Annotated in this window: 22 protein-coding genes; 15 read left to right on the top strand and 7 right to left on the bottom strand. The window is 58.9% G+C overall.

The window, feature by feature from the left end:
• The first annotated feature begins 2 nt into the window (after positions 1–2).
• From ACR0J1_RS17000 to ACR0J1_RS16960, 9 genes are all read left to right on the top strand, one after another.
• Positions 3–845, top strand: coding sequence for a CpsD/CapB family tyrosine-protein kinase (locus tag ACR0J1_RS17000; protein ID WP_480733900.1), 843 nt, complete (start codon positions 3–5; stop codon positions 843–845).
• A gap of 73 nt (positions 846–918) precedes the next feature.
• The gene (locus tag ACR0J1_RS16995; RefSeq protein WP_480733901.1) at positions 919–1,794 is read left to right on the top strand and encodes a class I SAM-dependent methyltransferase; all 876 of its coding nucleotides are present in this window, start codon (positions 919–921) and stop codon (positions 1,792–1,794) included.
• A gap of 213 nt (positions 1,795–2,007) precedes the next feature.
• Positions 2,008–2,559, top strand: coding sequence for a PI-PLC domain-containing protein (locus ACR0J1_RS16990; protein ID WP_480733902.1), 552 nt, complete (start codon positions 2,008–2,010; stop codon positions 2,557–2,559).
• A complete protein-coding gene (locus ACR0J1_RS16985; RefSeq protein WP_480472327.1) occupies positions 2,549–3,181 on the top strand; it encodes an HAD family hydrolase in 633 nt (210 codons plus the stop codon). The genes ACR0J1_RS16990 and ACR0J1_RS16985 overlap by 11 nt, the downstream gene beginning before the upstream one ends.
• Positions 3,178–3,924: a glycosyltransferase family 2 protein gene (locus ACR0J1_RS16980; protein ID WP_480733903.1), complete on the top strand. Its 747-nt coding sequence runs from the start codon at positions 3,178–3,180 to the stop codon at positions 3,922–3,924. The genes ACR0J1_RS16985 and ACR0J1_RS16980 overlap by 4 nt, the downstream gene beginning before the upstream one ends.
• Positions 3,921–4,241: a cupin domain-containing protein gene (locus ACR0J1_RS16975; protein WP_480733904.1), complete on the top strand. Its 321-nt coding sequence runs from the start codon at positions 3,921–3,923 to the stop codon at positions 4,239–4,241. The genes ACR0J1_RS16980 and ACR0J1_RS16975 overlap by 4 nt, the downstream gene beginning before the upstream one ends.
• Entirely contained in the window at positions 4,235–4,993 is a 759-nt protein-coding gene (locus ACR0J1_RS16970) for a glycosyltransferase family 2 protein (RefSeq protein WP_480533121.1), read from the top strand. The genes ACR0J1_RS16975 and ACR0J1_RS16970 overlap by 7 nt, the downstream gene beginning before the upstream one ends.
• A complete protein-coding gene (locus ACR0J1_RS16965; RefSeq protein WP_480733905.1) occupies positions 4,986–6,065 on the top strand; it encodes a WavE lipopolysaccharide synthesis family protein in 1,080 nt (359 codons plus the stop codon). The genes ACR0J1_RS16970 and ACR0J1_RS16965 overlap by 8 nt, the downstream gene beginning before the upstream one ends.
• 31 nt (positions 6,066–6,096) lie before the next feature.
• Complete coding sequence (locus ACR0J1_RS16960; RefSeq protein ID WP_480733906.1) at positions 6,097–7,674, top strand: hypothetical protein; 1,578 nt, start codon at positions 6,097–6,099, stop codon at positions 7,672–7,674.
• Positions 7,675–7,676: 2 nt separating this feature from the next.
• On the opposite strand, the gene ACR0J1_RS16955 is transcribed toward ACR0J1_RS16960, so the two are convergent.
• The 3 genes from ACR0J1_RS16955 to ACR0J1_RS16945 form a co-directional block, all read right to left on the bottom strand.
• On the bottom strand, positions 7,677–8,663 hold the full coding sequence (locus tag ACR0J1_RS16955) for a polysaccharide deacetylase family protein (RefSeq protein ID WP_480733907.1): 987 nt from the start codon (positions 8,661–8,663) through the stop codon (positions 7,677–7,679).
• A gap of 3 nt (positions 8,664–8,666) precedes the next feature.
• Complete coding sequence (locus ACR0J1_RS16950) at positions 8,667–9,872, bottom strand: glycosyltransferase family 4 protein (RefSeq protein ID WP_480733908.1); 1,206 nt, start codon at positions 9,870–9,872, stop codon at positions 8,667–8,669.
• A 133-nt stretch (positions 9,873–10,005) separates the two neighbouring features.
• Entirely contained in the window at positions 10,006–10,986 is a 981-nt protein-coding gene (locus ACR0J1_RS16945; protein ID WP_480733909.1) for a glycosyltransferase family 2 protein, read from the bottom strand.
• Positions 10,987–11,418: 432 nt separating this feature from the next.
• On the opposite strand from ACR0J1_RS16945, the gene ACR0J1_RS16940 reads away from it, so the two are divergent.
• A complete protein-coding gene (locus ACR0J1_RS16940) occupies positions 11,419–15,870 on the top strand; it encodes a PA14 domain-containing protein (RefSeq protein WP_480733910.1) in 4,452 nt (1,483 codons plus the stop codon).
• Between the two features lie 127 nt (positions 15,871–15,997).
• Here the strand turns inward: ACR0J1_RS16940 and ACR0J1_RS16935 are convergent, their stop codons facing one another.
• Positions 15,998–16,207 carry a hypothetical protein gene (locus ACR0J1_RS16935; RefSeq protein ID WP_480733911.1) on the bottom strand — a complete coding sequence of 70 codons (210 nt, stop codon included), beginning with the start codon at positions 16,205–16,207 and terminating at the stop codon, positions 15,998–16,000.
• A 541-nt stretch (positions 16,208–16,748) separates the two neighbouring features.
• Between ACR0J1_RS16935 and rfbC the strand changes: the two genes are divergently transcribed.
• Genes rfbC through rfbA form a run of 4 tightly spaced genes read left to right on the top strand, consistent with a single transcriptional unit; the run spans position 16,749 to position 20,076 of the window.
• The gene (rfbC, locus tag ACR0J1_RS16930) at positions 16,749–17,309 is read left to right on the top strand and encodes a dTDP-4-dehydrorhamnose 3,5-epimerase (RefSeq protein WP_480733912.1); all 561 of its coding nucleotides are present in this window, start codon (positions 16,749–16,751) and stop codon (positions 17,307–17,309) included.
• Positions 17,310–17,312: 3 nt separating this feature from the next.
• On the top strand, positions 17,313–18,356 hold the full coding sequence (rfbB, locus tag ACR0J1_RS16925) for a dTDP-glucose 4,6-dehydratase (RefSeq protein ID WP_480733913.1): 1,044 nt from the start codon (positions 17,313–17,315) through the stop codon (positions 18,354–18,356).
• The gene (rfbD, locus tag ACR0J1_RS16920) at positions 18,353–19,204 is read left to right on the top strand and encodes a dTDP-4-dehydrorhamnose reductase (RefSeq protein WP_480733914.1); all 852 of its coding nucleotides are present in this window, start codon (positions 18,353–18,355) and stop codon (positions 19,202–19,204) included. The genes rfbB and rfbD overlap by 4 nt, the downstream gene beginning before the upstream one ends.
• Positions 19,201–20,076: a glucose-1-phosphate thymidylyltransferase RfbA gene (gene rfbA, locus ACR0J1_RS16915; protein WP_480733915.1), complete on the top strand. Its 876-nt coding sequence runs from the start codon at positions 19,201–19,203 to the stop codon at positions 20,074–20,076. Before rfbD ends, rfbA begins: the two co-directional genes overlap by 4 nt.
• A 15-nt stretch (positions 20,077–20,091) precedes the next feature.
• Here the strand turns inward: rfbA and ACR0J1_RS16910 are convergent, their stop codons facing one another.
• Positions 20,092–21,054: a hypothetical protein gene (locus ACR0J1_RS16910; protein ID WP_480733916.1), complete on the bottom strand. Its 963-nt coding sequence runs from the start codon at positions 21,052–21,054 to the stop codon at positions 20,092–20,094.
• Between the two features lie 142 nt (positions 21,055–21,196).
• Here ACR0J1_RS16910 and ACR0J1_RS16905 point away from each other — a divergent pair, with 142 nt between their 5' ends.
• On the top strand, positions 21,197–22,417 hold the full coding sequence (locus ACR0J1_RS16905; RefSeq protein WP_480733917.1) for a glycosyltransferase: 1,221 nt from the start codon (positions 21,197–21,199) through the stop codon (positions 22,415–22,417).
• A gap of 64 nt (positions 22,418–22,481) precedes the next feature.
• Here the strand turns inward: ACR0J1_RS16905 and ACR0J1_RS16900 are convergent, their stop codons facing one another.
• Both ACR0J1_RS16900 and ACR0J1_RS16895 read right to left on the bottom strand, forming a co-directional pair.
• Positions 22,482–23,174 (bottom strand): sugar transferase, encoded by a 693-nt coding sequence (locus ACR0J1_RS16900; protein ID WP_480733918.1) that lies wholly within the window; start codon positions 23,172–23,174, stop codon positions 22,482–22,484.
• Between the two features lie 376 nt (positions 23,175–23,550).
• A complete protein-coding gene (locus ACR0J1_RS16895) occupies positions 23,551–25,017 on the bottom strand; it encodes a hypothetical protein (protein WP_480733919.1) in 1,467 nt (488 codons plus the stop codon).
• Between the last annotated feature and the right edge of the window lie 16 nt (positions 25,018–25,033).

Raw genomic sequence — 25,033 nt, 5'->3', positions numbered from 1 at the left:
TTATGGAACGTATCCAATCTGCAATTCAGAAAGCCCGCGAAGCCCGTCAGCAGACCGAGCCCGACCCCAAAGGACCGTTTGCGGTCGCGGAACCCGTTGCCCCGGCTTCCAGCGCCGAAGCAACACAGGCAGAGGCCATCGACAAGGCCTGGGCCGAGCTGCCGGCGGTTGAGTTCAAACCCAAAACGCTGAGCCGGGCGCGGATCGTGACGGATCAGGCCAGCCCCAACTCGGGCTCTTTTGACGGGATGCGCACCCGGATGCTGCATGAGATGCGCAAGAACAACTGGCGCCGGGTTGCGGTGACATCGCCGAGCAGCGCTTGCGGCAAGTCGACCCTTTGCCTGAACCTTGCATTTGGTTTGGGCCGGCAGCGCGACATTCGGACCATGCTGATCGATCTCGATATGCGCAAACCGTCGATTGAAAAGATGCTGAACTTCAAGGAGGCTCATAACTTCGCCTCTGCGTTGGCGGATGAATCCCGGCCCGAGGATCATATGTGCTGCTACAAGCAAAAGCTTGCCTTTGCCACCAACCGCCGGCCGGCGCACGATCCGTCCGAGCTGTTGCAGGGTAAAGATGCGGCGCGGGTGATCGACGATCTGGAGGCACGGTATGCTCCGGATATTATGATTTTCGATACACCGCCGTTGTTGACCTGTGACGACACGCTGGCGTTTCTGGATCAGATCGACTGCGTCCTGCTTGTTGCAGCGGCCGAGGCATCGACGGTTGAAGAGATGAAGACCTGCGAGCACGAGATCCGGCAGAAAAGCAATCTGCTGGGCGTGGTGCTTAACAAGTGCCGCTATATGGAACAGCCCTACAACTATGGGTACTGAGCGGAGCGCGCCTGTATGCGGAAACTTCCCTGTGTGACGGTTATCTGCCGCAGCTGTGCGCCGGGGGGCGGCGATGTGGTCTGAGGCCGAACTGAACCAGTTTCGTGACCGGCTGCTTGCGCCTGAAGCCGAACAATTGATCCGCTTCATGGGTCAGAAAAGCATGATGGCGGATGCGGCGGCGTTTGCACCTGTTGCCGCCCCGGTGGCCGAAGGTCTGGGCTGGATCGATGGGCCCGAAGGGCAACTGACCCCGCAGGGTGGCATGGCCGCCGATTCCTGCCGTGAATATGCCTTCTGGCTGGACCGGGACAAGGCGCTGCCGTTCGAGGGGGCGGCACCGCACCTGACGGCCAGCTATTTCAGCAACCGGAAAGTCATGGAAATCGGCGCAGGTATGGGTGCGAACTTGTTGTCGCTATCGGCTGCGGGGGCCGAGGTGTGCGGGATCGAACCGGTTGCGGGCTATCGGCAGATGGGCGCGATATTTGCCGAACGCGAGGGTCTGAAGGCTGCCGATATTCGCGATGGCCAGGCTGAAAAGCTGCCATTTGCCGATGACGAGGTCGATTTGGTTCTTTGTGTGACCTCTCATCAGTATTTTGAGATCCACCAGGCCCTGGCCGAGATATCGCGCATTCTCACCCCCGGAGGAGAGTTGATCATCGTGGGCGGAACCCTGGGCGCGTATGGCTGGTATGAAGCGCCCGCGCTGTTCCGGGGATTGGGGCAGGCAAAGGCCTATACCGTTACCATGGTCAATACGCTCGCCTATACCGTGTCGGGCCGGCGCCTGCTGCGCCCGCCCGGGGCCTATTCGACGTCGCGCCCCATCTATCCAAGCCGCAGCGCAATGCGCCGCTGGCTGGCGGCGGCGGGTTTGACCCAGATATCACCGGAATGCAGCGCAGGGGTCGAGACGTGTTTCCATTACTCGGCGGCGTCGTAAAAGTGGCCACAATACCGGCCCTGTCAGGGTAATGTTTCGAAAAGCAACGTAGAACCGGCGGGGTTTCCAAATTTCTTGAGCGGGTCCTGCGTTAACCTTAGAGTAGAATCGTTTTAGTGAGTTGTTCCAGTCATGCAGGTACTTAGCCACAGAGGTTATTGGCAAACGGCAGAGGAAAAGAACCTGTCGATTGCTTTCAGACGATCGTTCGAAATGGGTTTCGGTACCGAAACGGATCTGCGGGATCTGGCCGGGGCGCTGGTGGTGTCTCATGACCCGCCGGTTGGGGCGTGTATGTCGGCCTCAGAAATGGCCGAGATTCATCGCGAACTTGGGCCGGATCTGACGCTGGCGCTGAACGTTAAGGCGGACGGGCTGACCGATATGACCCGGGATCTGCTGGACGCGTTCTCGATCCGCGATGCTTTTGTCTTTGATATGTCCGTTCCCGACGCGCTGCGCTGGTTGTCCTCGGGCATTCCGGTCTTCACCCGCCACAGCGACGAGGAGATGGACCCCAGCTTCTATGACCGCGCAGCAGGCGTTTGGCTGGATGCGTTTCACTCGGACTGGTGGGGCCCGGATGTGGTCGCGCGCCATCTGGATGCGGGAAAGCGGGTTTGCATCGTCTCGCCCGAACTACATGGCCGCGATCATCGCCCGGTCTGGGAGATGCTGCGTGGTTCCGACATATCGGGTCATGAAAATGCCCTGATTTGCACCGATTATCCTGAACAAGCCAGAGAGTTTTTCGATGACCATTGAAGCCGTAGTATTTGACATGGACGGCGTGCTGATCGACGCCAAAGAGTGGCATTTCCACGCCCTGAACCGGGCGCTGGAACATTTCGGATATGAGATTTCGCGCGCCGATCACCTGTCCACCTTCGACGGGCTGCCGACCCGCGTAAAGCTTGAGATGCTGTCGAAAGAACGCGGCCTGCCGCGTGAATTGCATGGTTTCCTGAACACGTTGAAGCAAAAATTCACGATTGATCAGGTGCATCTGAACTGCAACCCGATCTTCGTGCATGAATACGCGCTGTCGAACCTCAAGGCGCGGGGCTACAAGCTGGGCCTTGCCTCGAACGCGGTACGCAGCAGCGTTGAACTGATGATGGATCAGGCGGCACTGTCGAAATACCTGGATGTGATGCTCAGCAATGAGGACGTGAAAAAAGCCAAGCCGCATCCCGAGATTTACCTGACCGCCGCCGAAAAGCTGGGCCTGAAACCCGAGCAATGCCTGGTGGTCGAGGACAACCCAAACGGGATCAAGGCTGCAGAAGAGGCGGGCTGCCCGCTGCTGGTTGTCCAGACCGTATTTGACGTGCAACTGGATCGCATTTTGGATGCCATTGCGCAGGTAGAGGAGCGCGCCGCATGAAAATCGTGATCCCAATGGCGGGCGGGGATGATCTGTTCCGCAAACATGGCTTTCCCTTTGCCAAGCCGATTATCGAGATCGACGGTCGCCCGCTGATCGATCACGCGACCGAGCCGCTGACCGGTATTGATGGGGCTGAGTTTGTCTTTATCGTTCGCAAAGAGGATGATCTGCGGTTCCACCTTGGCGACGTTCTCCGTTTGCTGATCCCGGGCTGCTCGGTCGTGCGTGCTGATGGCAAGACTGCCGGCGCTGCCTGCACCGCCCTGTTGGCGGTGGCGCATATGGACAACGATGAGGAACTGGTGATCACCAATTCGGATCAGGTTCTGGCCTTCGATATCGGTTCGGTGATCGACGGGTTCCGGGCGCGCGATCTTGATGCGGGAACGGTTGTTTTCGACAGTGTTCACCCACGTTGGTCTTTCGTCAAAACCGACAGTGAAGGGCTGGTGATCGAAGCCGCTGAGAAGCGCCCGATCAGCCGCGACGCAACGGCCGGGATCTATTATTTCCGCAAGGGTGCTGATTTTGTCGAAGCGGCGAAAACGATGATTCTGAAAGGGGCCGATGTGAATGGCGGTTTCTTTGTCTGCCCGTCTTTCAACGAGATGATCCTGTCGCAAAAGAAGATCGGAATTCACCGGATCGAGCGGGACCAGTATATCTCATTGGCGACGCCGCAGGCGGTCGAGGAATATGAGCAGGAGCTGGTCGCGCGTAGAAAGGCGGCGCGGGCATGAAGACGTTTCGCCTGAATGACATGACCAAAGGATGGTTTGTGGGCAACTTCGACCCGGCTGTCTTGCGGACGGACGCCGCGGAGGTTGCCGTTAAAACCTACGATGCGGGCAGTCTTGAGCCGCGCCACATGCACAAGGTCGCGCCCGAGGTGACGCTGATTGTGTCGGGCCGCGTGCGCATGAATGATCAGGAATATTCGGATGGCGACATCGTCCTGATCGAGCCGGGCGAAGCCACCGATTTCGAGGCGCTGACCGATACCACCACTGTTGTTGTAAAACTGCCCAGCGTAGCCGGAGACAAGTATCTATGTTGAACATCGTCGTGCCGATGGCAGGTCGCGGCAGCCGGTTTGCGACGGCTGGCTATGAGTTGCCCAAACCTTTGATCCCGGTACACGGGATCCCGATGATTCAGGTTGTCATCGCCAACCTGACCCCCAGCATCCCGCATCGTTTCACATTTCTGATCCTGCGGGATCACGACGCGGAATATGGGCTGGCGGACAAGTTGCAAAGCTGGGCACCGGGCTGCGGTATCATCTACGTGGATGAGGTGACTGAAGGCGCAGCTTGCACGGTATTGCTGGCGCGGGATGTGATTGATAATGACGATCCGCTGATGATCGCCAATTGCGATCAGTACATCGATGCCGATATCGACGCCTATCTGGCCGATCTCGGTGAAGCTGACGGGCTGATCATGACCATGTGGGCGGATGACGACAAATGGTCCTTTGTGCGTCGGGATGACACCGGGCGCGTGGTCGAAGTGGTGGAAAAGGTCGTCGTCTCGGATGAGGCGACGGTTGGTATCTACAACTTCGCCAAGGGTTCCGATTTCGTCGCGGCGGCGGATCGGATGATCGCGGCGGACATCCGGGTGAATGGCGAGTTCTACGTGGCTCCGGTCTACACGGCGATGGCGGATCAGGGTGCGCAGATTGTTTGCCATTCGATTGGGAAAGTCGGCGCGGGTATGCATGGGATCGGCGTGCCGGTCGATCTGGACGCATTCCTGGACTCTGCCGTTTCGCGGGTCGCCGTCGAGGGATTGGCAGATGAATAACGATCCCGAAGGCGAAAACAGTATCCCGCTGAAAATCGGCCGCCGGATTCTGTTGTCGACGATGCACAGGATGAACCGGTGGGGCGAGGCCTTTCTGACCTATACCAGCAGGCCAAAATACAGCTACCAGGTGGCCCCGATGGCCGAGCCTGAAAAAGATCTGGGACCCATGGCGATTGTCATGCAGGGCCCCATTCTCGAAGACGATAATTTCACCCTCGAAACGATGCGCATCTACGAGAAGACGATGCCGGGGGTTCGGCGGTATCTGTCGACCTGGGAGGATACGCCCGAAGCCCTTTTGGCACCGCTGCGGGCGCAGGGGGTCGAGATCGTTCTGTCCGCCAAACCCGAAATTCCGGGGATGTCCAATCTGAATATGCAGCTGGTTAGCGCAGGTGCCGGGGTGCGCCGGGCCCATGAGGACGGCGCCGACTGGATCATGAAAACCCGCACCGATCAGCGCCTGTATCGCCATAACGTCATGGGATTTCTGGCCAGCATGGCGCATACCTTCCCGCCCAATGGTGGATTCGATCAGAAGTTCCGCATTTTTGGCGTGGGTCATGGAACCCTGAAATACGCCCCCTATCATCTAGGCGATCAGACCGTGTTCGGCCATGCGGATGATATGTTGACGTACTGGACGCCCGACCTGAACCTGTCGCCGCCGCCCGACGACTGGCCCCAAACCGTACCTGAGATGTATGCCAGCAAGCCCCTCGGCGAGATGTGCCGGATCGCGGTCGCCGAAAGCTACATCGCGTCGCGCTTTCTTGAGAAAATCGGCCGCCCGCTGGATTGGACGATCGAGGATAACTGGGCCGTCTACCGGGATTGCTTCGGGGTGGTCGATTACGCCACGACCGACTTTTTCTGGGCCAAGGTGCAGACCGGTACCCTGCGTGAGTTCATCAACCGGTACGATCTTGTCTGGACCCGCAACGAACTCACGTTCTCGGACTGGCTGCTTCTGTATTCCGGCACCGTCACACCAGCGGACGGGCGAAAATATGAAAAGGCGCTGGATCTGCGGTTTATGGAGGTCATTGAACCCGGATCATCGGGGTAAGCCCCCGCTATGATCAGGACCTGATGTGCTTATGAGTAGAAAACTTCTTTTTATTGCGATTATTGCCGCGTTCATTTTTGGCGTGATTTACCGTCTTTTCCCGATCGTGGCGGGTGAAGCGGCGCTGGCGCAATTCTTCATTACCGAAGACGGCTACCTGATGCTGACGATTGCTCGAAACATGGCAATCGGGCTGGGCATGACCGTCTCGGAAGGGACGATCGTCACAAATGGCGTCCAGCCGCTGGCAACCTTTCTGTTCACGGTCCCCTATTTCATCACCGGGGGCGACAAGGTGGACAGCCTTGCCGGGATCATTCTGATTTCCGCGGCGCTTTCGGTGGCTGGGTATTTCGTACTGCAACGTTTCGCGCGAACCATCCTTGCCCCCCACACCGACGATCCCGTCTGGAGCTGGTTCGTGGCAACCCTGTGGTTTGTTGGGCCGCTGCTTTTGCTGCACAGTATGAACGCTCTGGAAACCGGGCTTTACACGTTGATGGTTCTTCTGACGCTGCTGCAGTTCGGAAAGATCCTGGATAAGGGGCTTGAGGCAACGGGGGCCGACCGGCTGTATCTGGGCGCTCTGTGCGGGGTGACATTTCTGGCGCGTATTGATGGCGCGTTGCTTGTCGTGGCCATTTTCGCGGTCTGGGGACTGTTTGAGCTGCTGGTTCTCAGGGTCCGGTTCTTGTCGGTTATCCGCCGGCTGGTCCCGCCCGGGCTGCTGTCGCTGCTGTTTGCGGCGCCATGGTTGATCTACAACAAGCTGCTGTTCGGCTCGATCACACCCATCAGCGGGATTTCCCAGTCTCATGGAGCGGGGTTCGGCAGCAATCTGTCTCTACTGCCAACCCGCCTGTTCGAGCATCTGTTCCCGATGTTGCCGCTGCCCGCCGCGGTCGAAGGGATGCAGGTCGTGATAGTTGTCTGTGGGTTGGTCGTCGCATTGGTGCTTGCCGTGTTCCTGACCTTTGTCTGGCGCACGGGGCATCGGTCTCGTCTGGTGGTCGCGGCCTATTTTCTGTTTGGGGTCTTTCTGGCGACTTACTACGGGCTCTATTTCGGGGCACCGCATTTCCTGAGCCGCTATATGGCGCCGCTGGCCCCTTTGCTGATCCTCGCTACTGTGGTTATCGGGCTGAAATCGGTCGAATGGTCGCGAGGGCGTGTAACCCGACCGATGCTGCAGGTGCTGGGCGTCATTGCAGTCGCCATGTGTCTGGGCCTGCTGGGGCGTTTGCTGATCCCCGGTGTCAAGGATCAGGGGCATTTCCAGGTTGTCGGCTGGGTGCAGGATAATGTGCCCGACGGTGCGTGGGTCGGCGCCGTGCAGACGGGGACGCTAGGCTATTGGCGCGACCGGACTATCAATCTTGACGGCAAGGTGAACCCCAACGCGTTGCGCGCGCTCAAGCAAGAGGGCCATGTCCTCAACTATGTCGTTGCCAGCGACATTGAGTTCATAGCGGATTGGAGCGGCGTTGCCGACTGGCCGGATCATGAGCCGGGCCCGGACAAGCCGTTTGGGCAGGCCTTCGAAGTTCTGGTCAAGGATGATGCTGCCAATCTGGGCGTCTTGGGCCGCCGGTCAGATCCCTCGTCCTGAGCTTAATAGCCGATGAATCTCAGGCGCAGGCGCTCCAGACTGTCATAGCGCCCCACCAGAACCCGCGGGATCGCGTAGGGATCGGGGGGCGTGGTCGCGCTCAGGGTTCCTTCCAGGATCGTTGCCGACCGAAATCCGGCGCGCCGGACCGCTTCGCCAAGTTCAGGGGTATGGTTCCCGTTGGGATAGGCAAAGTGGTCAACGGGCTGGCCGGTCCAGTTCTGCAACAGATCGCGCGACTTTTGGATGCTGGTCTCGGCCTGATCAAGTGGGATCTGGTCCAGAAGATTGTGGCAATGGCTATGCGCCCCGATGGTGACATGCGGGGTAGCGCCCAGTTCTTGCAGTTGTCCGACGGTCAGCGGGGCCAGCGGTGTGAATTTGCTTTGCACTGGCCCGGCCTGTTCCAGAATGGTGCGGGTCAGACGCTCGCGCCGTTCGGGGCTGACGGTTTTGAGGGTTTCGAGGATGTCCGATATCACCATCCACCGCGCGGCACCGGTCTCGGGTCCTACCTGCCATGTTCTGACGCCATTTAAATCGAGGCTGATCGTTGTTGGCCCGGGGTTTTGCAGCGCGTTCATGATGCGGTCGAACCAATAGGCCTGACCGCTTTCGATCTGCGCGGTCGCGATATAGAGCGTGACCGGAAGCGCCTCGGCTTTGACGATTGGCAGAAGATGCGTGAACAGGCCGATATCGCCGTCATCGAAGGTGATCACTGCCCGGGGCCGGCGTGAGGTCGGCATGGCAGGATCCAGCGCCTCACCGAGGCTTACAATATCGAACCATTGCCGCAAAAGGGCGATCTGGTCCCTGAAATCCGCCGCGCGGGTCACGGTCCAGGCGTCGATGGTGTCGGTATCCGGCCCCAGCGAATGGTAACACAGCACCAAGGTTGGCGCGTCGCGCAGCATCCGCGCTCGCAATACGGCGTGCACCGGTCCCTGGCTGAGCAGGGCCAGGGCGGTTGTCTTGAGCGCCCGCATCTCTCAGCGCTGCTCCTGATACAGTGCGCGCAGCTTTTCGACCTCGGTGCCAATGCTGTGGCGCGCGCGCACCCGGTCCAGCGCCGACCTGCCCATCTCGATCCGTTGTTCGGCAGAGGTGGCGAGGGCGGTCTGCATCGCATCAGCCAGCACTTCGGCATCGCCTGCGGGGACAAGCCAGCCGGTTTTGTCGGGCTGGACCAGTTCGGGTATGCCGCCCACATAGGTGGTGATGACCGGCCGGGCTTGCGCCATGGCTTCCATGATGACGACGGGCAGGCCCTCGATCAGGCTGGGCTGCACCAGTGTGTGGCACTGCTGGATCTCGTCGCGCACCTGATCCGATGAGATCCAGCCGGTGATGCGGACCGCATCGGTCAGGCCAAGCTCGCTCAGGCGGGTTTCGATGGTGCTGCGCAGCTCGCCATCCCCGGCCAGGACCAGCCGGGCTTGCGGATGGGTGCGCCGGATGTCGGCGAAGGCCTGCAACAGGATCAGATGGCCTTTTTCCGGGCTCAGCCGACCAATGCACAACAGGTGCGGCGCGGTGACAGCGGAGATTGAATTGGCGTCGGCAAAAGCATCCTGTTCCAGCCCGCAATGGACCACTTTGAGCCTTGGCCAGTCTTGCGGCGGGACATGCCGCATAAGCTGGCTGCGGCTGAAGGCGCTGATTGCGACGGCAAAGCGGGCCTCGGCCACTTTGCGGTCGAACGCCAGTTTCGGCGCGTTGTCGGCCTCATCCATCCCGTGGATCGTGAAGCTGTAGCCTGGGCCGCCAAGCTGGCGGATCAGCAACGCCACTTCGGTCGGGTTCGTGCCGAAATGCGCGTGCAGGTGAGAAACGGGGTTTTCATCCAGCCAGAGTTTGATCCGGCAGGCATGGGCCAGATAGATCAGATGGTAGGGCCACGGTCGCATGGCATTGCGCGACAGCGACAGCGCCGCCTTCAGCCCGCGCCAGAACGGCCCGGGGTTTCGCACCGCGTATCGCACGCCATCGATCAGCAGCGACCCCAACCCGTTATGCAGCGTATAGCGGGTCTTGCTGCGTTCGGTTTCATCCTGAGGATCTGCGACATCAGCGTCCCAGCCCCGAAAGGCAAAGCGTTCGACCTCGACCCCTTGCCGTTCAAGCTCGTTGATCTCGCGCCGGATGAAGGTGTGGCTTACTTTGGGGTACTGGTTGGTTAAATAGGCCACACGCATTGGGCATACCTTACTGTTACTTGCCACGGACCCCGGACCGGGGTCTTTGGGAAATCATATGTTCAAATCGCGATCCTGCCGTTGCAGAAGGGCAGAAAGAAGGCGCATCTGCAAGGCTTCGGGAGGTTCCGGATCATTTGTATTCGATAATTCCCGCAGGTTTGCCACGCCATTGCCGCAGGTGAAACTCGACAATGCCCAGTGCTTCGGGGAAGTTGCCCAGAACCAGAAAGAAAGCATGTTCCCAGGCGGATTTTCTGCCCAGGGCGTCCCGGCGGGCGATGCGGGCGACTTGAAGCGGGTATATCAGACCCAGACACAGCGCCCAGGGCGACACTAGAGCGACTGCCAACACCAGCATGACTGGCAAAATGCCCCCCCATACCAGAATCCGGCGCACCTCGCGGATGCGGTGCCGTTCAGGGGCAGCGCCATGCAGGGCAGCGCCTTCGGCGAAGGCGTGACCGCTGCGGCGGGCCCGGCGCCACCACTGTCCCAGATGGGTGATGTCCGCGTCGTGCAGCGTCATCTCTTCGTCCAGCCGCCAGACCTGCCAGCCTTGGGCGCGCAATCGCACGCAAAGCTCGGGTTCTTCGCCTGCGATCATGGTCTCGCGATAGCCGCCCACCTGAGTCAGCGCATCAACGCGCATCATGGCATCGCCGCCGCATGAATCCGTCTGGCCGACCGGAGTGTCCCATTCGATGTCACACAGGCGGTTATACACGGTGTCATCGGGAAACCGTTCGCGCCGACGGCCGCAGACGACGGCGGTTTTGCGGGATTGAGCCAGAAAATCGGCGGCAGTTTTGAACCAGGTAGGCTGTAGTATGCAGTCGCCGTCGACAAACTGCACAAAGCTGACCTCTGCGCATTCCCTCAGCACGCGGAACCCTGCATTTCTGGCACGGGCCGCGGTAAAGGGTTGATTCATATCCAGTTCGACGGTTCTGGCCCCGGCGCGCCGGGCGGTTTCAAGGCTTCCGTCGGTCGATCCTGAATCGACATAGACGATCTGCCCGATGTTTTCCGGAATCGAATCCAGGCACGCGACAAGTCGGCTGCCTTCATTTCGCCCTATTATGACGATTCCAATGCGCGAGTTGCCGTCCATACCCTCTCCTATAGGGAGAAAACGAAAGAAAATCGGCGTTTTTGCGCCCATATGGCAAAAAATTGCGCTGCAAATTGCTTGCCGTCAATGTTCCAATCATCCTTAACTTGAACTGTTACAAGATTTGAAACAGTCCAATAACAGGTACGCGGTTGAACCGCAAAATGATGGGCGAGCAGTAAGTATGTGGAATCATTGGGGCAAAGGCGCCAAAGGACGGCTTAATTGCGTCCGAAGCCAGATGTGCCCGGAACATCGTCCAGGGGTAGCTGACAGGCCCCCCGAAAGTAGTGCTCAAGTTGTTTCTAGTTTGCGGGCGAAGACGACGGCAACTGCCGCCCGACATAGTTTTGCCGTACTTGGGCCTCTCTGAGGTCAGTAAGTGGAAACAATCATCCCGAAACATCGGGATTTGACAGAACGGGCGTAGCTATGAGTCTTATCGCAGAATATTTCACCCTGGATTCGGGCTATACCGGGCTCGCGGATGTGGACTTTGCCGGTGTTCCGACAGGTATGTCGACCGTGGATGCCGTGGATATCCGCAGAATGCGGGGTGCCTTCTGGGAAGGTGGGGCTAAGAACTATTTTGCGGCGCGCTACCACGGCGATCTCAATGTTTTCGAGGGGGGATCGTATACATTCTACCTGAAGTCCGACAGCAACGCGATGCTGTATCTGGATGGTGTGCTGGTTGCGGAGAACGCAGGCGGCCGGGGTGGCCGCAAGAGCCAGATCACCTTGGACTTGGAAGCGGGCGCACACAATATCGAGATCCGCTATTTCGACGCCCGCGGGCGTTCGACGCTGCAGCTGGACTGGAAAGGTCCTGACAGCGACGGAGTTCGTGAGAACATCCGCGGCGAGGCGTTCTCGAACGGGGATACGACGGATAACGGCGATCAGGGGTCTGATGGCGATACCGACGGAGATAGCGGCACCGAGACCGGTGGTGAGACGGGCGAAGGCGGTACCGATAAGCCGGACACCGGTGACGAGACCGGCGGCGACACTGGCGACACCGGTTCGGGTGACGAAACCGGCGAAGACGACACCGATGGCGTTGACACAGGTGACCAGACCGGCGGCGATGCAGATACTGACGGTTCGGGTGATGAGACTGACGGCGAAACCGGCGAAGGTGACGGAGACCAGCCTGATACGGGCGATCAGTCCGGCGGCGATACGGGTGACACCGGATCGGGTGACGATACCGATGAAGATGGTTCCGACGGTTCGGACGCGGGCGATCAGACGGATGAAGATACCGATCAGTCCGGCTCGGACGGAACCGGCGAAGGTGGTCACGACACCGGATCGGGCGCGGCGCGGCAGGGTTTGCAAGGGGCCTACTTCATCTTGGCGCAGGCGGCGCACAGCATCCGCGACATCGACTTTGACGCCACCCCCTACGGCACCGGCACGGTCGAGAACCTGAGCTTCATGAATGGCTATGAGCCCTTCTGGGAAGGTGGCCCCGGTGATCTGTTCGCAGTGCGGTACACCGGCAAGCTGAACGTGGCCGAGGCGGGTACGTACACGCTGTATCTGACATCGGATGACGGCTCGGCGCTGTATATCAATGGCGAACCTGTGATCGACAATGACGGGATCCACGCGACCCTTGAGCAGCAGGTGACGCTGGAGCTTACGGCCGGGGCTCATGACATCGAGATTCGGTATTTCGAGGCCTATGGTGGCGCAACGCTGCAGCTGGAATGGGCTGGCCCCGATAGCGATGGCCGCCGTGAAGTGATCGATGGCACAGCGTTGAGCTATGCCGATGCCACCGACACCGGAAACGGTGGACATGGTACTGACGGGCATGATGGCTCGGATGGCGACACCGATACAGGTGATGGCGATCAGACCGGCGATGGTGACCATGGTTCGGGTGACCATGATGGTTCGGATGGCGACACCGATACGGGCGATGGTGATCAGACCGGCGACGGTGACCATGGTTCGGGTGACCATGATGGTTCGGATGGCGACACCGACACGGGTGATGGCCATCAAACCGGCGATGGTGACCATGGTTCGGGTGACCATGATGGTTCGGACGGTGACACCGACACGGGTGATGGCGACCATACCGGCGATGGTGACCATGGTTCGGGCGACCATGACGGCTCGGACGGTGACACCGATACGGGTGACGGCGATCATACCGACGGTGGCGACCATGGTTCGGGTGACCATGATGGTTCGGACGGCGACACCGATACGGGCGATGGCGACCATACCGGTGGTGGAGACCACGGCTCGGGCGACCACGGTTCAGGCAGCGGCCACGACAACCACAGCGACGGCCACGTTCCGCCGCCGACCAGCCCCGATGAAGTTGAAGACTATGTCGCCGCGGTCATGGCGCAACCGGAATCCCATGCACATAGCGGCGACGCTGGCATGGCGGCCGAGCATATGCAGGTTCTGAACCTCGTACCTCGCGCCGAGGCGACTCATGTGGCGATCAGCGACGGCGACTGGTTCGATGAGAGCACCTGGTACGAGGGCCGCATTCCGGGCGAAGGTGCTCAGGTTCTGATTCCCGAAGGGATCTCGGTGGACTACGCTGGCGTCAGCGATGCGTCTTTGTTCACGGTCCGCGTCGACGGCGAGCTGTCCTTTGCACATGATACCGACTCGAAGATGCTGATCGACACGATGGTCGTCTCTCCGACGGGCCGTCTGGAAATCGGGACCGAAGAAAACCCGATTGGCGACAACGTTGATGTTGAGATCGTGATTGCCAATAACGGTGACATTGATACCGGCTGGGACCCCATGCTGCTGTCACGCGGCGTGATCTCGCACGGTTCGGTCGAGATTCACGGGGCCGAAAAGACAAGCTTCCTGACCGTGGCCGACGCGCCGATGGCGGGTGACACCGAAATCACGCTCAGCGAGATTCCCGAAGGCTGGCAGGTGGGCGATACCATCGTTCTGACCGGCACCCACAAGCAGGGTTGGTACCGCGCCCCGGGTGAAGATGTCATTCGCCACCACGAGAGCGAGGATGAAGAGGTTGTCATCACCGCAATCAACGGCAACACGCTGACGATCGACCGCCCGCTGGAGCATGATCACGATGCCCCGCGCGAAGATCTGGCGGCATATGTCGCAAACACCTCGCGCAATATCACCTTCTACAGCGAGGACGGAGAAGATACGGCAACCCATCATCGCGGCCATACGATGTTCATGCATTCGGATGACGTCGATGTGCGCTATGCGGCCTTTGATGATCTTGGCCGGACCGACAAATCAGAACCGGCATTTGATGTGACCACGCTGGACAATGTCCAGGCGGATTCCAACATCAAGACCCGTTATCCGTTCCATTTCCATCGGACCGGTACCGAGGATCAGGAAAACCCTGCGATTGCCATCGGCAACTCGGTCAGCGGGTCGCCGGGCTGGGGCTACGCCCACCACGACAGCCACGCCATCTTTACCGACAACGTGGCCTTCGACATCTTTGGCGCGGCGTTTGTGGCCGAAGATGGCAATGAAACAGGTGTCTGGTCGCACAACATCGCGATCAGGACCGTTGGCATCTCGTACGGCGAGTCCGAAGTTAAGCTGGGCCCGGACGTGGCGCGGCACGACAATGGACGTACCGGTGAAGGGTTCTTCTTCGCGGGCCGTCTGGTTGAAGCCGCGGACAACGTCGCGGCCAACACGACCCATGGATATGTGTGGATGACCCGCGGCCATCCCCGCGATCCGCTGAGCGAAAATCTGGACCAGCCTGAAATTGCATTTGGCAGCGAGTATACGCGCCTCGATACGCCGCCGATCCAGGGGTTCCATAACAACGAAGCCTTCGGAACCGAGGTTGGTATTATCGTGGTCAAGGCTAGCCCCAGCCAGAACCATGATGTCCGCTCGGTGATGGACGGGTTCCTAAACTGGGAGACGTCGCGCGGCGTCGATCTATCCTACAGTTCGCACTATACGCTTATTGATTTCGATCTTCTGGCGGCGCAGGGCGGCTATCCGCAATATCCCGAGATCGGTTTCCAGCTTGGTGCCAACGCCTTTGACATCGTTGCCAACGGGCTGACCATTGATGGCTTTATCATTGGCGCCCATCTGGATCAGCCTTTCCACTTTGGTGAGGACGGCGTCGACTATGATGATGTCTTTATCGACGTGGTCATGCGCAACGTTGAGACAGATTATGTCGGCTATAATCCTGACCGGCACACGATCATGTCCTCGGATGAACTGGTGGCCGGCCGTCTGGGTTATGTTCTGGGTGCCGACAGGGCGATCTCCGAGAACGAAGACTATCAGCTTGGTGGCATCAAGACTGACTCGATCGGGACCCGGCCCCGCGACTTTGAAGGCGATGTGCATACGTTGTCCTGGCATGATGACATCGCGTCGTTCATTGCCACCCAAGGCTATTATAAGACCGAATCAGGCCAGAATGTTCTGGTGATCGAGGACTTTGTGGCCGACCGGGCGACGGGTGAGCTGCTGAAGTTGAGTCATGTAATCACGCTGGACATGACGGACGAACAGATCGACAGATCCTGGGCCATCAACTATTGGGGCGGCGCGCAGTACAACGGTGTCATTTCGTTTGACGGTGTTGGACCGACCACTCAGGACGACTCGGCGTCGACCGAGGCCGGTGGCGACGGGGTGTTGATCGACGTGCTGGCCAATGACTCGCACGCGGCGGGCGATGATCTGCGGGTCGATGGCTTGTCCACCACTCCGAATGGCAACGTCTATGTGCAGGACGACGGGCAGCTGCTCTATGTCCCCAACCCCGATTTTGTCGGAGTGGATACGTTCAACTACTGGGCTGCCGATGACGATGGTGAGTTCACTCAGGCTACGGTAACCGTGGAAGTGTTTGACCTGTAAGTTAGGCTCAGACCGGGTCCGCCCTGATCAGGGTGGACCTTACACGGGATGGATTTCCGCGGGCCCCGGGAATTTCGGGGCCCGTTTTCCTGATTGCAAGAGAGGTTGCGTCGCCCAAATGCCGGATTCAGCGTTTCTCGGCGCTTGAGATCGTTGCAGCCGGTAAGACCGCCTTGATACCGGTCAGCAGGCGCTGCCTGAACAGCATCACAAGAAATACAACCATACCGGTAATTGCATATGCTGCCACAGCAGCCCAGAGGCCAAGGCCTATTGCCAGACTGGCAATGCTGGCCAGAAGGCCAAAGCAGATTGAGATGATGAGCGCGCCAATCACGGGTCTGTTCCTGATTCGATGCCTCGGATTGGGCATTCTGCCATAAAGGCATAGAATGTCAGACTGGGACAGGGGTAGCGCGATGAGCACCGAAGAGGCGCAAAACCTCGCCTGTGCCCGGCAAGTCTCTGCCGATATGCTGGTGCGGGACCTTGAGAGCTTACCGTATGACGTGCCCTGGAGAAACACGTATAGGCAGAGTGGCGTCCTAACGTCAGCTCGTATGAGGATACAGCTAGATTGGACGTCGAGCGGACTACCCTGACATCGCTCAACGGGATGGGAAGGTTTGGTCTTATTTCACCTTGGCGCGGCGCTGTCATTCTTTTACCAATTTTCCCTGTAAGATGCCGGTATTGTTGACTGTTCAGCCACATGAAGTTCATTTTTGCCAGAGTATCTGTATAGTGTTGAAAAGATTGGAAGGCCCCTGGGCGCTCATGGCGCTTCTGCATGTGTATGGGCGAGTTTGGTTGTTTGTTACGAGTGCGCGCGGTCTGCAGATTGGATGGTGGCCGGGCCGGCAAGAAAGGTCTGAAATATGAAGGTGGAGGTCACACCACTGGCAGGCATCCTGATCCTGACACCTGCACGCTTTGAGGATGAGCGTGGCTATTTCAGTGAAAGCTGGAATCAGGCCCGACTGCAAGAGCACGGGATCGATGTGACGTTTGTTCAGGACAACCATTCGCTTTCGCGCCGGGCGGGGACGTTGCGGGGGTTGCATTACCAGTCTCCACCTCATGCGCAGGACAAATTGGTGCGCTGCGCGCGCGGGGCTTTGTTTGATGTCGCCGTGGATATCCGCAAGGGCAGCCCGACCTTCGGCCACTGGTTCGGGGCAGAGCTGAGTGCGGAAAACGGCCGCCAGATGCTGATCCCAAAGGGCTTTTTGCACGGCTTCGTGGCTCATGCGCCGGACACCGAGATCTGCTATAAATGCAGCGATTATTATGCGCCCGACTGCGATGGCGCGATCCGGTTTGATGATCCGGATATCGGGATCGACTGGGGGCTGTCCGGGCCGCCGGTATTGTCGGACAAAGACCGGGCTGCGCCGGGACTGGCCGATTTCGACAGCCCGTTCGTCTGGGAAGGATAGACCATGAGGCTGATGATAACGGGTGGCGCAGGGTTTATCGGGTCGGCGGTCGTGCGTCTGGCGATTGCGCGCGGGCATGAAGTGGTGAATATCGACGCGCTGACCTATGCAGCCTGTCCCGAAAATGTAGCAAGTGTCGCGCAGAACCCGAATTATCATTTTATTCAGGCCGATATCCGCGACCGGGATGCGATGAATGCGGCGCTGGCGGAACACAGGCCCGACGTTGTCATGCATCTGGCAGCCGAAAGCCATGTGGACCGGTCGATCGATGGCCCCGGCAGTTTTGTCGATACCAATATCACCGGCACCTACATCTTGCTCGAGGCTGCCCGAAAGCACTGGAGCGACCGGGGCAAGCCCGAGCGTTTTCGCTTTCATCATATCTCGACCGATGAAGTGTTCGGCAGCCTTGGCCGGACGGGTCTGTTTACCGAGAATACGCCCTATGATCCGCGCAGCCCCTATTCTGCGTCCAAGGCGGCCTCGGATCATCTGGTGCGGGCGTGGAACGAGACCTATGGCTTGCCGGTGGTGCTGACCAATTGCAGCAACAACTATGGCCCGTTTCATTTCCCGGAAAAACTGATCCCGGTGATCATCCTGAACGCTTTGGCCGGTGAACCTCTGCCGATCTATGGTGACGGTGCAAATGTCCGCGACTGGTTGTTTGTCGAGGACCACGCCGATGCCTTGCTGCTGGTTGCTGAGAAGGGGCAGGTGGGCCGGTCCTACAATATCGGCGGCAATAACGAGCGGTCCAATCTGGACCTTGTTCACATGCTTTGCGCTATTCTTGACGAGCTGCGCCCGCGTTCGCAGGGTCGCTACGCGGATCAGATCACATTCGTTCCCGACCGTCCCGGGCACGACGCACGCTATGCCATCGACGCCTCGCGCATCCGCGATGAGCTTGGCTGGCAGCCTTCGGTCACGCTTGAGGAAGGGCTGCGCCGGACGGTGCGGTGGTATCTGGACAACGAAGACTGGTGGCGCGCCTTGCTGGATCGCCACAATGTCGGCGGTCGGCTGGGGGTTGGCGCGTGATCCTTGTCTTCGGGTCATCGGGTCAGCTGGCGCGCGAGTTGCGGATGCTGCCAGATACAGAGTGTCTGTCGCGCGACGTCGCTGACCTGTCAGTCCCTGAAAGCTGCGCGGCTGCGATCGCTCAGAGACGGCCTGCCGCGGTGATCAACGCCGCGGCATACACCGCGGTAGATCAGGCGGAAGAGGAAGAGGGGCTGGCCACAACGATCAACGCCCGCGCCCCCCAAGCCATGGCGCAGGCCTGTGCCGATCTTGATATCCCATTCGTCGGGGTCTCGACGGATTATGTCTTTGACGGCACGGGTCAGGCACCGTGGGCACCGACGGATGACCCCGCCCCGTTGGGTGCCTATGGGCGGTCAAAGCTGGCGGGTGAGCAGGCCGTGGCTGGCACGAGCGCCCAGTGGGTGATGCTGCGGACCTCGTGGGTCGTCTCGGCGCATGGCAATAACTTTGTAAAGACCATGCTGCGCCTTGGGGCCGAGCGCGACAGCTTGAACGTGGTTGCCGACCAGATCGGCGGCCCGACGCCGGCGCGCGATCTGGCCCGCGCCTGCCATCAGATCGCACTCCGGATGTGCGAGGACCGGGGCAAACTTGGCATTTATCACTATGCTGGCGCACCAGCCGTCAGCTGGGCGGATTTTGCGCGCGAGATTTTCCGGCAGGCCGGTTTGACCTGCGCGGTCACCGATATATCGGGGTCCGATTATCCCACGGCGGCGCAACGACCCCAGAATTCTCGCCTGGATTGCGCCGAGACTGCGCGTGATTTCTCCATTTCACAACCTGACTGGCGGCAGGGACTGGCCAGCATCCTATCAGAGCTAGAAGGACATTCGCCGTGACACAGCGCAAAGGCATCATACTGGCGGGCGGCTCGGGCACACGGCTGTATCCCATTACCGAAGGGGTCTCGAAACAGCTATTGCCGATCTATGACAAGCCGATGATCTACTATCCGATCAGTGTGCTGATGCTGAGCGACATCCGGGACATTTGCATCATCACCACGCCGCAGGATCAGGATCAGTTCATGCGCGCACTAGGAGATGGCAGCCAATGGGGCCTTTCGCTGACCTATATCGTTCAGCCCAGCCCCGACGGTCTGGCGCAGGCCTATATCCTGGCCGAGGATTTTCTGGCCGGTGCGTCAAGTGCGATGGTCTTGGGCGACAACATCTTCTTTGGCCACGGTCTGCCCGAATTGCTGGCCCGGGCCGATCAGTCGCCGCAGGCGGCAACGGTGTTCGGCTATCACGTGAACGATCCGCAGCGTTACGGCGTTGTCGATTTCGATGCGCAGGACCGGGTGCAGGCGATCATCGAGAAACCTGAGACCCCGCCGTCGAACTATGCGGTCACGGGCCTGTATTTTCTGGACGGGTCGGCCCCGGAACGGGCGCGCAAGGTTGTGCCATCGGACCGCGGAGAGCTTGAGATCACCAACCTGTTGGAACAATACCTCGCCGAGGAACAGCTGAACCTGCTGCGGATGGGGCGGGGATATGCCTGGCTGGATACCGGAACGCATGGCAGCCTTCTGGATGCCGGAAACTTTGTCCGCACCCTGCAAGAACGTCAGGGCTTGCAGACGGGCTGTCTGGAAGAAATCGGGTTTCTGAAAGGTTGGATCACCGCCGCCGACCTGACCGAACGCGCCAGATTGCTGGCCAAGAACGGCTATGGCCGCTATCTGGCAAATCTGGTCAGCGGCTGAGGGGCGCGCTCGCGTCTACTGCTGAGGCACCCCAGTTGGGGCGTAGCTGGTGACCACATCCCAGACCACCTCTTGCATGACCCGGGCGGCCTCGGCCCCGGGATCGTCCGCGTCCGAGCCATCGGCCCGCTTCAGTTGATGGGGCAGGCCCAGCGGCGATTGCTGGTAAAGCACCGCGTAATGCGTCAGCGCAACCAGATAAGCACCCAGATCGTTATAGTGGATGTTGTCCTGCGTACCGTCTTCGGCCTTGAAAAACAGATCCTCGCGTTGCTGAATGGATCCGATACCGCCGCGGTTTTCGACTTCGCGGACGAAGCGGGCAAATACCTGCCCGGCCGGGATCACGTAGATGGGATTGGGCATGTCGTCATACGCCAGAGCACGGCGCAGAAGTTCGGTTTCCCAATAGCGATCCAGATCGAGATCAATCCGATTCAGCCAGCCTTCCTTGTCATCAAGCGGGTGCCACGTTTCATAGAGAAACACGCGGGTTTCCGGGTTCGCATCCCAAGCGGACCGAGCCCAGCGGTGCAGGTAATCGCCGCTGTCAAAGTATTTGATCGCATCTCGGATTTCGACCATTTCGGTGACGACAAGCGCATCATATTGACCCGAGTCCACGGCCTCATCCGCATCCCGATATCGGGGGTGATCATTTTCGACATCGAAACCGTTTATCGGTTCATCGGGTTCCCAATGGGCCTTCAGCGCCGTACCCCAGCCCAACTGGCTGTCATAGGAATGCCCGTTCCCGGCCAACTGAGCCAACATCGCCGGCATGTTACGGCCAACAAGGCTATGCCCGATGTGAAAAACGCTCTGCGCTGCCGCTGGGCTTGGGGCCGGGACGCGATAGAGTTCTTCGAATTCCGACTTGTCGATCGGCTTTGGTCCACCGCATTTGGTCAGACTGCCGCAGGCTGCCAGCAGCAGAAGAAGTCCGGGGGAAAGAACACGCTTGAAACTCTTGAACATGGGCAGCTAACTCGTTTTTTATGCGTCACAATTTTGGCGTATCGCGATGGCAATATCCTGTAACATATAGGTGTGCCGCGCCATCGTGACAAAGCATTTCGAAACCGGCATTCCAAATAGGAAACAGTAGGTGAATTCGTTGATGAGTACCGACAAAAAAACACTGATGATCTATGCACCGGTTCCGCTGTTTCAGGGGCCTTCCGGCTTTCTTCTAGAGGATCAGGCCTGCAACGGGCTGCGCCTTTGGGCCGAGAATTTTGAACGTGTGATCGGACTGTATCCGGTTGATCCCGGGCAACCGCCGCAAAGCTGGTGTCCGATCGAACGGGTCGGCCCGGCGTTGCAACGGGTCGATCTGGTGCCGTTGCCCATGGCGTACCGTCCGGACCAGTTTGCGCGTCATTACCGCAAGACCCGTGATCTGATACGCAAGAAGATCGCTCAGGCTGACTATCTGTCCTTTTCAATCGGCGGCTTGTTCGGAGACTGGGGCTCGGTCGCCTGTTATCAGGCGCATCGGATGGGACGTCCTTATGCCGTCTGGACAGATCGGGTCGAATCCGAAGTGGTGCGCCGCACGGCGCATACCGGGCGATGGCGCAGGCGGATGCTGGCCCATCTGAGCCACAGGCCGATGGCGCATCTTGAACGATTCCTGATCCGGCGGGCCGAACTTGGGCTGTTTCATGGCCGCGAGACATTCGACACTTATGCGCCTTATTGCTCCAACCCGCAGATGGTGCACGATATCCATATCAAGAAGTCCGAGCACATTTCGCCGGAACAGGTCGCAGCAAAAGCCGAACAGGCGCAGAGTGGGCCGTTGCAGATTGCCTATGTCGGACGTGCCGATCCGATGAAAGGCGGGTTCGACTGGGTGGATGTGTTGAGTGGTTTGAACCAGTCCGGCATCAGCTTTCAGGCGACCTGGTTCGGTGAGGGAACCGATCTTGAAGGCATGAAGGCACGCGTTACCGAAAGGGGTCTGGCGGACAGCGTGTCATTTCCCGGTTTCCTCCGCGACCGTGGCGCGGTTCTTGAGGCTTTGCGTAAAGCGGATCTGTTTTTGTTCTGCCATAAATCGCCCGAGTCGCCGCGATGTCTGATCGAGGCGTTGGTATCGGGCACGCCGATTGTTGGGTATGACGGCGCCTTTGCCAGAGATCTCATCTCGCAACACAAAGCCGGGCGGCTTGTCCCCTTGAACGATGTCGCTGCGCTTGAAGGGGCGGTGCGCGATCTGAACAGTGATCGCGCCGCACTGGGTCGTATGATCGCGGACGCGGCCCGAGATGGTGCCGACTTTGACGACGAGCATGTCTTTAAACATCGCAGCGACGTGATCCGCCAGTTTCTTTGAACGCAAAGAAAAACACCGGGCGGCGAGCCCGGCGTCCTGAATAGGTTAAGTGATTGGCGGCGGATCAGTATCCGGTCGCCCGGACCACCACACCAACGGTTGCATAGAGAATGCCCAGATCGGTCCGCAGCGTCAGATCTTCTGCATAGCTGGTGTCAAACTCGGCGCGGCTTGCAAATGTGCTGGCGTTGCGTTCGGACACCTGCCACGAACCGGTCAGCCCGGGACGCAGCGAGAAATAGGCCTGACCGGGGTACAGTTCGCGCTGTTCGGGCATCATGGGACGCGGGCCGACGAGGCTCATTTCTCCGATCAGAACGTTCCAGAGCTGCGGCAGTTCATCCAGCGATGTCTTGCGCAGCAGCTGACCGAAGGGCGTGATCCGCGGGTCGTCCTTGAGCTTTTGCGTCTCTTGCCACTCAAGCCGCGCCAGCGTGTTTCTGGCCAGATAATCCTCCAGCAGCACATCCGCATTCGGCACCATGCTGCGCAGCTTCCACATCGTAAAGACCCGACCGTCCTTGCCGATGCGACGCTGACCGTAGAAAGGATTGCCCCCATCAATTGCAATGCAAGCTGCCAGAACGATCACGATCGGCAGAATGATCGGCAGCGCAAGCAGGACAAAAGCCACATCCATCAGGCGTTTGAAAACCTTGCGGTACAGCTGAGCCGGTTCGGTGGAAACGTCTTCGGTATGACGGGCAACTTGTTGTTGCTGCCGCTTACCGGGAATACTCGTATCCTGAATCGTCATCTTCTTAACTTTCAAACCAAAGCCAAAATACGGCTTCACTATTTCAACGCACTTCCAGAGGCCTCAAATTGGTCTCTGAACTCAGTCACAACACGGAAAAGACAAACACATCCAACGTAGCGGCAACCTCTTCCACTTCATATGTTTACACTATCTTAACGAAGTCCACAAATCTCCTGTGCCACAGTAATGCTGAATTTTTGCCTCAATTCAGATTAAGTCCAGTTAAACTAGCTGTATTGTTTCTCAAAAAGTCGGGTCCATCACGCATAGGTTGTTCGTGGTTGCGCGTCTCTACCTATGGGCTTTGAGGTCGCCGTTCAACTCTCTGCTCTTCAGCCCTTCCAGAATCGCCCAGAGAAACTCGGCAGGAGGACTAGGCTCTGGACTTGCGGATATGTTTTGGCGGGATAGGTCTCTGAGCGTCGATTGCCGCGAGGCTGTCGTTGATTTCCGGATCAACTGCGCGGCGCTTGTTGGTCACATAGCCCGCCAGAGAACCGCCAATCAGCCAGGTCACTGGTGTCAGGGCGGAATTGGGGATCAGGTCAATGAGATTTGCCGCCATTACGAGGGCGAGGCCACTCGTGACCAGCGGGATAGATCGTTTTCGCCCCCGAGCCATCAGCAATAGCAGGGGGAACGTCAGTATGCCGAACCGAGCGATGTAACCAAGCCAACCGTAGTAGCCGATGAAAATGATCCATTGGCCATCAACGATCACAAGATCAACCCCTGTAACCGGGTCATAGACCCGGTTGCGGGCCCATCCGCCCCAGCCAAACCAAGGTTTTTCCTGAGCCCGATCCAGCAAGATGTCCTCATTCCTCACGCGGGTATCGAATGACGAGGCGCGCTCGGCGTCTATTTCCTGGGCGATGCTGGTGACTTCGTTGACCGGGACCCAGTCCAGAGCCCGCAGCATCGGGTAAGTGAGTACGATCAGTGCAATGACTGCCGCTGCGCGCATGATCCAACGGCTGGTTCCGAAAAGCACCAGCGGCAGCAGCAGCACCGTGATGATTAGCGCGCCCAGCGACTTGACGAAAACCAGCGTCATGAGCAACCAGAGCAGACTTAACGACCAGATCAGAGTGTTTGACGCAGCGAGTTTCTGACTTCGCAACATCGCGGCACCGGCCAGCGTCGCCATTGAAAAGAATATACCAACCATCAATCCGTGTTGCAGAAAGACAATGGGCCTGAAACCGCTGCCTCGTATGTGCTGATCAAAGGCGTGGGGGAAGAATCCGTAGAACCAGATGTTGAGCTGCGGGCTCATCCTGACCTCGAAGAGGGTGGGAAGGCTGTATATCAACCCAGCAACAGCCAGAAGACCGAGTACCTGTTGATGGTCCGCTTTGGTCGAAAGATATCGCCAGCCCAGATAGAAAGGCAGCAGCATCACAAGCGTATCCATCGCAATCGAAAAGGCGTCATAGATCCGCATCGGACGTAGATAGGCGGGACCAAAGATCAAAGCTTCCTGGTTGACCAGGACCGAGCCGAATATGCCGAACCCGAGGGTCAGCAACAGTATAATGAGTATTGCACGACCGCCGGCAGAATAGTCGGGCGACGGGGGCAGTTTCTGACGATATCCTGCGGCTTGGGGGCTGCCGTCTTTTATCAGCAAACACATAGTGATCGCGCTGAGGGCCGGGATCAGCGCCTTGTCAAAGGTCGGCAAGAGCGGAAGGTCAAAACCAGCAACCAGCGGCAGAAACAGATAGCCGCCCAGAACCGAGATGACGATTGCCCGCGGCCGGTCAAATATCCTGAACAGGATCGCGACGATCACCGGCCACGAGAACAGAATAAAATAGGCGAACACGTTGGGCATTGATGGACGGTCTCTG

The organism is Ruegeria sp. CJ3, assembly GCF_056536725.1.
This window is presented reverse-complemented; position numbering and strand designations above follow the sequence as displayed.